We start from the raw sequence: 12,514 nt of genomic DNA on the forward strand, positions 1-12,514 counted from the left end.
CGGCCCGCTGGCACGTCCGCTGTCAGCCGGTCGGGGGGCCGACCCGGGCTGAACGGCCGAATGCCGACCCGCGGGGTCATCCGGGACGGCGCGCTCGGCTACTCGGTGCGGGGCTGCCGGCTGATTCCGACGCACAGCGCCCAGATGACGAAGGCGTCCACGGCGATCAGCACGATGGCCCAGACGGGGTAGTACGGCAGCCACATGAAGTTGGCGATCATCGACAGGCCTGCCAGGACGACTCCGACCACGCGTGCCCACATCGCTCCGGTGAACAGGGCGGCGCCCGCGAGAATGACCAGGACGCCGAGGGAGAGGTGGATCCAGCCCCAACTCGTCAGATTGAAGTTGTAGGCGTAGTTGCGGGTGAGGACGAAGACGTCGTCCTCGGCGATGGCGGAGATTCCCTCGAATATCGCCATCACTCCACCGAAGATCATCATGACTGCGGCGAAGGCGGTCCAGCTGGACGCCCACGCTCCGCCGCCCCCGGTCTCGCGTCGCTGGTGCATTCCGGTCGTGGTCATATCGAGCTCCTCCCACGTAGGCCTCACCACTGACCTGTGACCGGTCCGTGGTCCACATTTCAGCTTGCCATGAGAGTCACCGACCGGCAGAACGGCGGAATTCCCGCGGGGTGATGCCGATGCCGATGTGCGGAGGAATCCGTGCGGTGCTCCAATGGAGGTGTCCCATGCGCCGAGAATTGCCCGTCGGTCAGGGGAGCGTGGTTATATCGCAGGCCGCTTTCCGGATTCGCGGGCCGCTTTTCCAGAGAGGAAACCGCCGTGCCAGGTCTCCTTCGCGGGGTCGCCCGCACAGCCGTGGTGGCCGGTACCGCGACCGCCGTGTCGAACCGTGTGTCACGCCGTCAGCAGGGGCGATGGGCTCAGCAGGAGTACCAGGAGTACCAGGAGGCCCCGCCGCAGCCCACGCCCGCCGCGCCGCCCCCGCCGTCGGCCGCCCCGTCGGCCGACGACATGAGCGGCCGGATCGATCAGCTGAAGCAACTCGGGGAACTCAAGGCCCAAGGCGTCCTGACCGAGGCCGAGTTCGAGGAGCAGAAGCGCCGGATCCTTGGGTAGTGAGGGTCCATGAACCTCACAACTGCGGAAGGTCTACTGTGGGAGCCCAGCGAGCGCTGGGTGCGCGGGTGCAAGGGCGAGGTCACGGTCGTCGACAGCCGGCACCCCGTCCTCGTATGGGAGCCCGAAGTGCCCGTTCCGCTGTACGCGTTCCCGCGCGGGGAGGTCCGCGAGGATCTGCTCCGCCCGGCGAAGAACCCGCCGACCGGCACACACAGCGGATCGCGGGTCTTCTACGACCTCGAAGTCGACGGCGAACTGCTGGAGAACGCGGCCTGGACGTTCCCCGCCGACGACCTGGCCGGCCACATCGCCTTCGAGTGGTTCAGCCGCAGCGGCCGGGGACTCGACCACTGGTACGAGGAGGACGAGGAGATCTTCATCCACCCCCGCGATCCGCACAAACGCGTGGACGCCCTCCCGAGCAGCCGTCACGTCCGGGTCGAGATCGACGGCACGGTCGTCGCGGACACCCGCCGTCCGGTGCTGCTCTTCGAGACCGGCCTGCCGACGCGGTACTACATCCCGCGTGCGGACGTCCGCCTCGACCTGTTCGTCCCCAGCGACCTCAGCACGGGGTGCCCCTACAAGGGCACCGCCGAGTACTGGTCGTGGCGGGGTGGCGGCGACGCCCCCGCGAACCTCGTCTGGAGCTACCCGGAGCCACTGCCCGCGGTGGGCGCCGTCAAAGACCTCCTCGCCTTCTACAACGAAGCGGTGGACATCACCGTGGACGGGGAACGACTGGAACGCCCCGTCACCCCGTTCACCTCGACACTCCCGGCGCGACCGGCGACGTGACGGCGGCGCGGGCTGTCACCTGGCCTTGTTGACGAAGCCGTTGGTGTACGTCTTGGACAGATCGACGCTGTGACCCTTGACCGTCGGGTCGAAGGTGGCGAGGACCTTGTAAACGGTCCTGGGACCGTCGGCGGGCATCAGACCGTCGGGGGAGTACATGCCCTTCTCGTTCTGGAGCGCCTTGGTGTAGACGGCCTTGCCGACGCCCGCGTAGTAGGCGGCCGGCATCTTGTCGGCGATCTCGGCGGCGGAGTGGGCCTGGATCCACTTGAGCGTCTCGACGTAGACGTCGACCAGCTTCTGCACCACGTCCGGGTTCTTCCGGACGTACCCGGTGGTGAGGTAGAGACAGGAGGCCGGGTAGGTGCCGCCGAGCGTGGCCTTCGCGCCCGCGGCCGTGCGCAGGTCGATCAGCGGCTCGGCCAGCTTCTTCCGCTCCAGCAGCGAGACGGTCGGCTCGGTGGTCATACCGGCGTCGATCTGTTTGTTCTGCATCGCCGCCACGAAGGTGGAGCCGGCGCCGACGGCGACCGACGTGGCGCTGCCCGCCTTGACGCCGTGCTTCGCCTCCAGGTACTGGGTGAGGAAGTTGGTGGAGGAGCCGAGGCCGCTCACGCCCAGGTGCTTGCCGCCGAAGTCCGCCGGGCTCTTGACGCTGCCCGCCTCGTCGGTGCGGACCATCTCGACCTCGCCGGGGGCGCGGAGCAGTTGCACGACGGACTCGGTGGACCTGCCCTTGGACCGCAGGTCGACGGTGTGGTCGTAGAACCCGACCACCGCGTCCACCTGGCCGGAGATCATGGCGGTCTCGGCCTCGACCCCGTCCGGCTCGTCGTAGAACCGCACATCCAGACCCTGCGCCTGGTAGTAGCCCAGCTCCCGGGCGAGCGTCACCGGCAGATAGATCTGCTTGTCGAGGCCGCCGACGATGATCCGCACCGCGGGCGTGCCGTCGCCGTTCCTGGACGCGACGGCGGCGCTGGACCTGCCCCCTCCTCCGCTGCAGGCGGGCACGGCCAGGGCGAGGGCGGCGCAGACGGCCCTGGCGAGCAAGGACGTGGTGACCGGCTTCATCACTGGTCTCCTTTGCGAGCGGGTGGGCGGGGACATGCGGGCGTGGCGCAGAAGGTACCCGCCCGAGTGCTCGTGCTCACGGCCCGGGGCCGCCCAGGTGGCAAGCACCTGGGCGGCCCCGTGATCGGCGAGGCTCAGCCGTTCGGCCCTGCCGGGGTCGTGGTGGTCTTGAAGCCCTCGGTCTTGTTGGCCTGGATGGCGAAGTCATTGGTGAACGTCTTGCTGAGGTCCACCGACCCCTTCACGTCGCCGACCAACTGCTCTGTCGCCAGAGAGGTCTTCGGACCGCCGGCCGGCATGATGCCGTCCGGGAGGAACTGACCCTTGTCCTGGGTCAGGGCCGAGATGTAGTCGGCCTTGGTCACCAACTGGTTCGACACGAACGACGCCGGAAGCTTGTTGGCGATGTCGGCCGCGCTGTGCGTGTTGATCCAGTGCATGGTGGCGACGAGCGCGTCGACGACCTTCTGCGTCGCGTCCTTGTGCGAGTTCACCCAGTCGGTGCGGGCGATCACACTGGCCGCGGGATAGGCACCGCCCATCGCCTGCGTGGCGCCCGCCGTGGTGGCCAGGTCGATCGCGGAGGCACCGACACCCTTCTTCTGGATCGCGGCGACCGTCGGCTGCGTCGTCATGACGCAGTCGACCTTGCCGTTCTGCAGCGCGGCGATGGCCGTGGATCCCGCGCCGACCCCGATCCGGTGATACTGGCTGGTCTTGACGCCCTTCTTGGCGGCCAGGAACTGGGTGAGGGTGTCGGTGCCCGAACCCAGGTCGGTGACGCCGAGCGTCTTGCCTTTCAGGTCGGCTCCCGAGGTGACGCCCGACTTCGTGGTGCACATCTCACGCTCGCCCGGGGCGCCGGAGAGCTGGACGACGTCCTCGACCGCCTTCCCCTTCGCCTGGAACTCGATCGTGTGGTTGTACCAGGCGCCCGCCATGTCCACCTGCCCCGAGGCCATGGCTTCCTCGGCGCCGACACCGCCGTCCTGCTCGGTGCTCAGCTGGACGTTGACGCCGTACTTCTTGTAGAAGCCGAGCTGCTGGGCGAGTTGGTAGGGCAGGTAGATCTGCTTGTCGAGGCCGCCGGCCATGAGCTTGACGGTCGGCGTGGAGCCCGAACCGCCGCTCGAGGCGGACGAGTTGCCGGAACAGGCACTGACCGTGCCGAGGGCGAGAACGGTGAGCAGAGACGCGGCGACGGCGACGGGTCGTCTGGACATGGCTGACCACATTCCTTTGCTGAGGGTTGCGAGATCAAGCTGGGGGTTCTGAGATGAAGGAGGTGAAAGTGCGCAGGCGTCAGAGGGAGTTCGCCTCGGTCGGCGCCGGCGGGCGCCACGACAGCAGCCGGTGTTCCAGCTTGCTGATCAGCCACTCGGCGCCGAGCACGATGACCGAGATGACGAGCATCGTCGCGAACACGCCGTTGGGGTCGAACTGGTTCTGCGCGGTCTTGATGACCAGGCCGAGCCCGCTCTGCGCGCCGAGCACCTCGCCGACCAGCGCGCCGACGATGGCGAAGCCGAAGGCGCTGTGCAGGCTGGCGATGATCCAGGTGAGCGCGGAGGGCACGGTGACGTGCCGGATGATCTGCGCCTGCGAGGCGCCGAGCACCTTGGCGTTGGCGAGGATGTTGCGGTCGACCTCACGTACGCCCTGGAAGGCGTTGAAGAAGACGATGAAGAACACCAGTACCGCGGCGAGCAGGATCTTCGGCAGCACACCGATGCCGAACGCGACGATGAAGATCGAGCCGAGGACGATACGCGGGATCGCGTTGACCACCTTGATGTAGGGGCCGAGCACATCGGCGAGGAACCGGCTCTGGCCGAGTGCGACGCCGAAGATCACGCCGGCGACGGCCCCGAGGGCGAAGCCGGCGAGCGCCTCCTGGATCGTTGTCCAGATGTTCGAGTAGAAGGACCCGAACTCGGTGCCGTGCTGGAAGAGGTCGACCAGCCGCTTGGCGATGCCCGACGGCTGCCCGAAGAAGAACGGGTCGACGATCCCCCAGGTGGTGAACGCCTGCCAGCCGCCGATGACGAAGGCCGCGAGGCCGATACGGCCCGCCCACACCAGCGCGGTGCGCCGCCGGGCGGCCCGCTTCGCGGCGGCCGCGGCCGAGGACGGTGTGCCGTCCTTGACCAGCGCGGCGGAAACTGCGGACGTCGTGCTCATGCCGTACCTCCTGCGGTGCGTGCGTAGGCGCGCTCCACCTCCTCGCGCAGCGTTTCCCAGATCTGGTGCTGAAGTTCGATGAAGCGGGGCTGGAAGCGGATCTCCTGGACCGCGCCGCGCGGGCGGGGCAGGTCGATGTCGAAGACCTCCTTGACCGATCCGGGGCTGGACGTCATGACGACGACCCGGTCGGCGAGTGCCACGGCCTCGTCGAGGTCGTGGGTGATGAAGATGACCGACGGACGGATCTGCTCCCACAGGCCCAGCAGCTCGGTCGACATGATCGCCTTGGTCTGCACGTCCAGGGCGCCGAACGGCTCGTCCATGATCAGGATCTTCGGTTCGTTGATCAGCGCCGCGGCCATCGCCACGCGCTTGCGCATACCGCCGGAGAGCTGGTGCGGGTAGCGGTCCTCGAACCCGGACAGGCCCACCCGCCGCAGCCAGTCGCGCGCCGAGACCTGGGCCCTCTGCTTGGGGACACCGCGGAAGACCGGGCCCATCAGTACATTGCCGAGGACGGTCTTCCAGGGCAGCAGCGCGTCGGTCTGGAACATGAAGCTGACGCCGTCGGTGACACCGTCCACCTCACGGCCGCCGACCTTGACCGAGCCCTCGCTGGGCCGGTCGAGCCCGGAGACCATGCTCAGGGTCGTCGACTTGCCGCAGCCCGTCGGGCCCACCACCGCGCAGAACTGGCCAGGCTCCACGGTGAACGAAACGTCCTGCAGCGCCGTGAACACCTCACCCGCGGGAGTCAGAAATCGTTTGGTGAGCCCTGAAATCTCGACTCGCGCGCTGTCCTGGCCGCTTTTGTCGGCGACCGTGCTCAACGCGGCATCGTTTCGCGAAGCCATCTGAGGCCGTCTCCTTCCCTAACCTCGGGGTCGAGGAAGGCAGACGCTAGAGGCCGCCCCGTATTACGTCGCTGTTTCAGACGTATCTCGCGTTAGTTGTGTTAACCGGGGTTCTGCACGTTCTGCTCAGGGGGCCGAGGGTGGGCAGGATGTCCCTGGTGGGGCACAATCACGCCACCACGGGTTACGGCGAAGGGGCCGGGCCCGGCAGCAAGACAAGGGCGAAGGCACCTGTGATGCCCATCCGAATCCGGATCGGCCGCGCCGGGAAGGGGAGGCTCTCCGCGCGGATTCTGGCCAACCAGCTGGCCATCCTGGCCCTCTCCGGAGCCATCGGTTTCGTACTGTTCGCGTTCGCTCAGCGGGCCGAGATCGACCGCTCCTACGAGCAGCGGGCGCTGGCCATCGCCGAGACCACGGCCGCCGAGCCGCAGATCCAGCAGGCCATGGAGTACGGCGGTGGCGGCGACATCGTGCAGACCGTCGCCGAACGGATCCGGAAGGCGTCGGGGGCGTCGTACGTGGTCGTGATCGACCTGCACGGCATCCGTCACTCGCACCCCACCCCGGCACTGATAGGCGAGCCGGTGGGCGAGCCGATCGCGGTGCTCGACGGCCTCCCTCACGTCGGCTCCGACCAGGGCGCGACCGGGCGGTCCGCCAACGGCAAGGCTCCGCTGAAGGGGCCCACGGGCACGCTGGTGGGCGAGGTGTCGGCCGGCATCCCGGAACGCGACGTACTCGGCGAGCTGTGGCGGGAGCTGCCGACCTTCGGTCTGTATGCCACGATCGCCACCGCGCTCGGCTCGATGGCCGCGTTCCTGCTGGCCAGACGCCTGAAGCGGACGACGTTCGGGCTGGAGCTCGAGGAGATCGCCGGGCTGCTGCAGGACCGGGAGGCGATGCTGCACGGCATCCGGGAGGGCGTGGTCGCCTTCGACCCCGAGGGCCGGGTCACCGTCATCAACGACGAGGCCCGCCATCTGCTCGGTCTGGGCACGGCACTGGGCAGCCGGCTGGACGAGCTCCTGCCCGAGGGGCGGCTGCGCCGGGCACTGGACGGCAGCCTCAGCGGGACGGACATCACGGTCCTCACCGACGACCACTGCCTGGCCGTCAACCGGATGCCGGTGACGCTGCACGGCCGGGCGCTGGGAGCGGTGGTCACCGTGCGCGACCGCACCGAACTGGTCGGACTGCTCAGGGAGCTGGACTCGGTGCGCGGGCTGACGGACGCGCTGCGGGCCCAGCAGCACGAGTTCACCAACCGGATGCACACCCTGGCCGGGCTGCTGGACGTGGGGGAGTACGAGTCCGCGTACGAGTACGCCGTCGAGCTGGCCGGAGCCGACCAGGAGCTGACCGAGTCGGTGCGCGAGCACATCGGGAACGCCCTGATGGTGGGTCTGATCGTGGCCAAGACGACGGTCGCCGCCGAGCGCGGCGTACGGATCGTGCTGGGTGAGGACTCCGCGCTCGGCGAGCAGCCGCCGCATCTGCACCGGCTGCTGACCATCGTCGGCAACCTGCTGGAGAACGCCCTCGACGCCGCGGTCGGCGGACCGGCCCCGGCGGGCGGCCGGGAGGTACGGCTCACGGTCGTCGAGGCCACCACGGAGGTGCTGGTGCGGGTGGCCGACACCGGACCTGGCATCCCGCCGGGCGCGGCCGAGTCCATCTTCGAGGACGGCTGGTCGACCCGGCCGGACCGCGGGACCGCCCGGCGCGGCCTCGGACTCGCCCTGGTCCACCGGCTGGTCCAGCGGCACGGCGGCACCATCACGGTCAGCGAGGGGTCCGGCGCGGTCTTCACCGTGACACTGCCCCTGCCGGACGCCGCGCCCGCGCCGCAGGGCGCACTGTTCACGACGGCCCTGCCGGTACCGGCAGGTGCCCTGGCCGCAGCCGATGGAGGGGAGCGCTGGTGATACGGACCCTGGTGGTGGACGACGACTTCCGGGTGAACGGACTCCACTGCACCTATGTGGCCCGCGTCGAGGGCTTCGAGGTCGTCGGCCAGGTGGCGAATGTGGCCGAGGCACTGGACGCCGTCCATACGCTCCACCCGGAACTGCTGCTGCTCGACATCTTCCTTCCCGACGGCAGCGGTCTCGACGTGCTGCGACAGCTGACCGGCGACGCGGGTGGCGCCCGCCCCGACGCCATCGTGATCACGGCCGACCGGGACATCACCTCCGTGCGGACCGCGATGAAGCTCGGAGCCGTCGGATACCTCGTCAAGCCCTTCGGCGCCGACGCCCTGGCCGAGCGGCTCACCGCCTACCGCGCACTCCAGCACCGGGTGAACGTCCTGGGTCCGGCGGCGGAGACCGACCAGGCCGACGTGGACGCCCTGTTCAGCGTCGTCCGCCCCACCGCCCTGCCCACCGTCCCGGCCAAGGGCCACTCCGCGCCGACCCTCGCCCTGCTCCACGAGACGGTCCGCACCGCCCGCCGGGACGTGTCGGCGGCCGAGGCGGCGGAACTGACCGGCGTCTCCCGCGCCACGGCCCAGCGCTACCTGTCCTATCTCGTTCGGGAGGGCATGGTCCGACTGGAACTCCGTTACGGCGCGACCGGCCGCCCCGAACACCGCTACCGCACCGTGTCCTGACGTCCCGGCCGGTGCTGTCGGCGCACACTGAAGGCATGCTCGCGGCGGGCCGCTCCCGCCCGCCCTCCACACACAGGAGTCACGCATGCCCCTGCTGCGTACCGGCGACCTGGACCTTTACCACCAGGCCGTCGGGGAGGGCGACCCGCTCGTCCTCGTCCACGGTTCGTGGAGCGACCACACGTCGTGGCAGCCCGCGATCGAGGCCGGTCTTCGGGCGTCGTTCCGGGTGGTCACCTACGACCGCCGTGGTCACGGGAAGAGCGAAGCGGGGCCGGGCCAGGGCACCCGCCGACAGGACGAGGACGACCTCGAGGCCCTGATCGAGCGGCTCGGACCCGCGCCCGCGCACGTGGCGGGCAGTTCCTTCGGCGGGTCGATCGCACTGGGGCTTGCGGCGCGCCGGCCGGAGTTGTTCCGCAGCATCACGGTCCACGAGCCTCCGCTCGTCGCGACCGTGGCCGAGGATCCGGACGCCCTGAGGCAACTGCGCCCGACGCGAGCCTCGATGGACGCCGTCCTCGCCCATCTCGGCAAGGGCGAGTACCGGCAGGGCGCACGGCAGTTCGTGGAGGAGGTGGCCATGGGACCCGGCACCTGGGACCGGCTGCCCGCCGCCGTGCGCGAGACGTTCGTGCACAACGCGCCCACCTGGCTGGACGAACAGTCCGACCCCGACTGGGCGGAGATCGACACCGACGCCCTCGCCCGGTGCGCCGCACCGGTCCTGCTCAGCGGAGGCACGCAGAGCCCGGTGTGGTTGGCGACGATCCTCGACCGGCTGGCCGCGGCCCTGCCTCGGGCGCGGCGGGGGACCGTCGAAGGGGCGGGGCACATCCCCCACGTCACCCATCCCCGGCGGTACGCCGCCGCCCTCACGCGCTTCGTCCGGACGTCCTGAGACGCGGGCCCCGTCACTCGTCGGTACTGTCGGAAGTGATCGCCGCTCGCTCTCCGCTCCTGGTTCCCCGACCGGGCGGCGGAGCGAAGGAGGCAGGGTGTCGTGACCGTGATCTCCCTGAAGTCCGCCCAGGTGCGGGAAGGACTCACGCTGCCCTACGCCGAGGCCGGCTACCCCGGTGGCACACCCGTCGTCTTCGTGCACGGACTCGGTGACTCGTGGTGGGCCTTCGAGCCCCTCCTCAGGCGCCTCCCGGCCGCCCTGCGCGGTTACGCGCCCACCCAGCGCGGCCACGGCGACGCCGACCGCCCGTCCGAGGGTTACACGCCCGAGGACTACGCCGCCGACCTCGTCGCCTTCCTGGACGCCGTCGACATCGACCGTGCCGTGCTCGTCGCGTCCTCGAGCGGCGGCGTGGCCGCCCGGACGGTCGCGGGCAGCCATCCCGACCGGATCTCGGGGCTGGTGCTGATCGGCGTACCCGGCACACTCGAGGACAAGCCGGCGGTGACCGTGATGTGGGAGGCCGTCGAAGGGCTCTCGGACCCCGTCCCCCGGGAGTTCGTCGAGGAGTTCGTCTCCGGCGCGCTGGACCGGCCCGTCGCCAGGGGCCTCGTCGAGACGATGATCGAGGAAAACCTCAAGGTCCCCGCGTACGTCTGGCAGGAGACCCTGCGCGGACTGCTCGACGCCGATCTGCGCGCGACCCTCGCGGGCATCCTGGTGCCCACCCTCGTCATCTGGGGTGACCAGGACGACCTGCTGCCCCGCGGCGACCAACAGACCATCCTGGACGCCATCCACGGCTCACGCCTGATCGCCTACGAGGGCGTCGGGCACGACGTCCACTGGGAGCAGCCCGACCGCGTGGTCGCCGACCTCGCCGCCTTCGCCGCGCACCTCGAACACCCCGCGACTCCCGGCACGTCATGAAGGCGCGCAGGACGGCAGATTGGCCAGATCGGCCAGTTACCTATTGAATACCCGGGGTTACATCCATCCGGGCGACAAGACTTGCTAGGGTGTTACTCGTTAGTAGCAAGCTGAACGGGGGCCACGAGGGGCCGGCGTATGCATCGCCGCCGCTCCTCGGGCGGGTTGGTCGAGACGGACTGTCCGGCAAGGGGGCCGGGCGGCCACGGCGCCTGCGCGTACGCACCCCGCGGCCTTCGAACTCCACTTCTCTCGCTCACTCATTCGAACAGGTGAGACTCCTCATATGGCTCGTTCCCTGGTCGACTTACTGACCACGCACGCCTCGCAACAGCCCGAGCGGACGGCATACCGCTACCTCGTCACGGGCGACTGCGACGGAGAGATCCAGGACATCTCGTACGGACATATGGCCCGTCGGTCCCGAGCCGTCGCCGCCTGGCTGCAGGAACGCGGCCTGGCCGGATCCCGCGCGCTGCTGCTGTACCCGCCCGGCCTGGAGTTCATCTCCGGCTACCTGGGCTGTCTTTCGGCCGGGGTCGTCGCCGTGCCGGGCCTTCCCCCGCAGGGGCGGTCGCAGAACCACCGTGCCCTGACCCGTATGAAGCGCCTCATAGCCGACGCGGACGCCAAGGTGATCCTGGGCGGCCGTGAGGTGCTCGCCACCCTGGCCGCCCAGGCGGAACACCTGCCCGAACTGGACGGGATCACCTGCGTCGCCACCGAGGACATACCCGACCAGGCGGCCGACTCCTGGCGCGAACCCGACCTCACCGCCGACTCGGTCGCCTTCCTCCAGTACACCTCCGGCTCCACCTCCGCCCCGCGCGGCGTGATGGTGACGCACGGGAACCTGCTGGACAACCAGCGGGCCATCACCGAGCGGATGGGCCACACCCCGGACACGCTCGCGGAGTACGACCACGAACTGTTCGTCAGCTGGCTGCCGGTGTACCACGACATGGGCCTCATCGGCCCGGTCCTGAACACCGTCCACCTCGGCGCCACCGCCACGCTCTTCTCGCCCCTGCACTTCCTCCAGCGGCCCGCGCGCTGGCTGACCGCCCTCAGCCGCTACCGCCCGCACACCAGCGGCGGCCCCAACTTCGCCTACGAGCTGTGCCTCAAGCACGCCACCCCCGAACTCCTCGACGGACTCGACCTCGGCCGGTGGAAGGTCGCCTTCAACGGCGCCGAACCGGTACGGGCCGCCACCCTGCGGCGCTTCACCGAGACCTTCGCCCCGGCCGGCTTCCGCCGCGAGGCCCTCTATCCGTGCTACGGCCTCGCCGAAGCCACGCTCATCGTCACCGGCGGCTCGGTCGACACCCCGCCCACGCTCGCCGCTTCCCCCGGGTCGGGGCCGCACGTGGGCGCGGCGGACGCGGCGGCCGTCGGCTCCGGGCGGCCGATCCCCGGTACGACCGTGGTGATCGCCGACCCCGAGCGGCGGGAGGAGTTGCCCGAGGGGGAGGTCGGCGAGATCTGGGTGAGCGGCGCGGGCGTCGCCAAGGGCTACTGGCGCAACGCCCTCGCCACCCGCGAGACCTTCAGGGCCACGCTGAAGGACCGTCCGGACCGATTCCTGCGGACCGGCGATCTCGGATTCCTGCGCGAGGGCGAGCTGTTCGTCACCGGCCGCCTCAAGGACCTGATGGTCATCGACGGACGCAACCACTACCCGCAGGACCTGGAGCTGTCCGCCGAGATGTCCCACGGGGCGCTCCGGCCGGGCTGCACCGCCGCGTTCTCCGTGGACGGCGGTGTCGAGGGCGAGCAGCCCGTCATCGTCGCCGAGACCGCCCCGGACGCGGCGGCCGACTCCGAGCGGATCACCGAAGTGATCCGCAGCGCGATCGGCGAGGCCCACGGCCTCTCGGTGCGTGACGTCGTGCTGGTCCACCCCGGCACCATCCCCAAGACGTCCAGCGGGAAGATCCAGCGCCACGCCTCCCGGGCGGCCTACCTCGCCGACGCCCTCGCGGTGGTCGGTGGGCCCGCCGCGAGATGAGGTAGCCGAGGTCACCCCCTCCGTCGGCGCGGACACCCGCGCCGACGGGGCACCCCG

At 70.0% G+C, this 12,514-nt stretch carries 12 protein-coding genes; 7 read left to right on the forward strand and 5 right to left on the reverse strand.

The window, feature by feature from the left end:
• Nucleotides 1–98: 98 nt before the first annotated feature.
• Nucleotides 99–527, reverse strand: coding sequence for a DUF7144 family membrane protein (locus AQJ27_RS25105; RefSeq protein ID WP_067373016.1), 429 nt, complete (start codon nucleotides 525–527; stop codon nucleotides 99–101).
• 261 nt (nucleotides 528–788) lie between these two features.
• Between AQJ27_RS25105 and AQJ27_RS25110 the strand changes: the two genes are divergently transcribed.
• Together AQJ27_RS25110 and AQJ27_RS25115 are read left to right on the forward strand one after the other, a co-directional pair.
• Entirely contained in the window at nucleotides 789–1,085 is a 297-nt protein-coding gene (locus tag AQJ27_RS25110; protein WP_067373019.1) for an SHOCT domain-containing protein, read from the forward strand.
• Nucleotides 1,086–1,094: 9 nt separating this feature from the next.
• Nucleotides 1,095–1,886, forward strand: a complete 792-nt coding sequence (locus AQJ27_RS25115; RefSeq protein ID WP_067373022.1) for a DUF427 domain-containing protein — start codon at nucleotides 1,095–1,097, stop codon at nucleotides 1,884–1,886.
• A gap of 15 nt (nucleotides 1,887–1,901) precedes the next feature.
• Here AQJ27_RS25115 and AQJ27_RS25120 read toward each other — a convergent pair whose 3' ends face one another.
• From AQJ27_RS25120 to AQJ27_RS25135, 4 genes are all read right to left on the reverse strand, one after another.
• The gene (locus AQJ27_RS25120) at nucleotides 1,902–2,960 is read right to left on the reverse strand and encodes an ABC transporter substrate-binding protein (protein ID WP_067373025.1); all 1,059 of its coding nucleotides are present in this window, start codon (nucleotides 2,958–2,960) and stop codon (nucleotides 1,902–1,904) included.
• A 134-nt stretch (nucleotides 2,961–3,094) separates the two neighbouring features.
• Entirely contained in the window at nucleotides 3,095–4,183 is a 1,089-nt protein-coding gene (locus AQJ27_RS25125; protein WP_067373028.1) for an ABC transporter substrate-binding protein, read from the reverse strand.
• 79 nt (nucleotides 4,184–4,262) lie between these two features.
• A complete protein-coding gene (locus AQJ27_RS25130; RefSeq protein WP_054228767.1) occupies nucleotides 4,263–5,141 on the reverse strand; it encodes an ABC transporter permease in 879 nt (292 codons plus the stop codon).
• Nucleotides 5,138–5,998: an ABC transporter ATP-binding protein gene (locus tag AQJ27_RS25135; RefSeq protein ID WP_079065235.1), complete on the reverse strand. Its 861-nt coding sequence runs from the start codon at nucleotides 5,996–5,998 to the stop codon at nucleotides 5,138–5,140. The genes AQJ27_RS25130 and AQJ27_RS25135 overlap by 4 nt, the downstream gene beginning before the upstream one ends.
• A gap of 236 nt (nucleotides 5,999–6,234) precedes the next feature.
• Between AQJ27_RS25135 and AQJ27_RS25140 the strand changes: the two genes are divergently transcribed.
• The 5 genes from AQJ27_RS25140 (at nucleotide 6,235) to AQJ27_RS25160 (ending at nucleotide 12,457) form a co-directional block, all read left to right on the forward strand.
• Entirely contained in the window at nucleotides 6,235–7,926 is a 1,692-nt protein-coding gene (locus AQJ27_RS25140; protein WP_079065236.1) for an ATP-binding protein, read from the forward strand.
• Nucleotides 7,923–8,612: a response regulator gene (locus AQJ27_RS25145; protein ID WP_067373034.1), complete on the forward strand. Its 690-nt coding sequence runs from the start codon at nucleotides 7,923–7,925 to the stop codon at nucleotides 8,610–8,612. The genes AQJ27_RS25140 and AQJ27_RS25145 overlap by 4 nt, the downstream gene beginning before the upstream one ends.
• Nucleotides 8,613–8,697: 85 nt before the next feature.
• Nucleotides 8,698–9,513: an alpha/beta fold hydrolase gene (locus tag AQJ27_RS25150; RefSeq protein WP_067373037.1), complete on the forward strand. Its 816-nt coding sequence runs from the start codon at nucleotides 8,698–8,700 to the stop codon at nucleotides 9,511–9,513.
• A 102-nt stretch (nucleotides 9,514–9,615) separates the two neighbouring features.
• Entirely contained in the window at nucleotides 9,616–10,446 is an 831-nt protein-coding gene (locus AQJ27_RS25155; protein ID WP_067373040.1) for an alpha/beta fold hydrolase, read from the forward strand.
• Nucleotides 10,447–10,732: 286 nt separating this feature from the next.
• The gene (locus AQJ27_RS25160) at nucleotides 10,733–12,457 is read left to right on the forward strand and encodes a fatty acyl-AMP ligase (RefSeq protein WP_067373043.1); all 1,725 of its coding nucleotides are present in this window, start codon (nucleotides 10,733–10,735) and stop codon (nucleotides 12,455–12,457) included.
• Nucleotides 12,458–12,514: the final 57 nt, after the last annotated feature.

The organism is Streptomyces olivochromogenes (assembly GCF_001514115.1).
Lineage (GTDB): Bacteria > Actinomycetota > Actinomycetes > Streptomycetales > Streptomycetaceae > Streptomyces > Streptomyces olivochromogenes.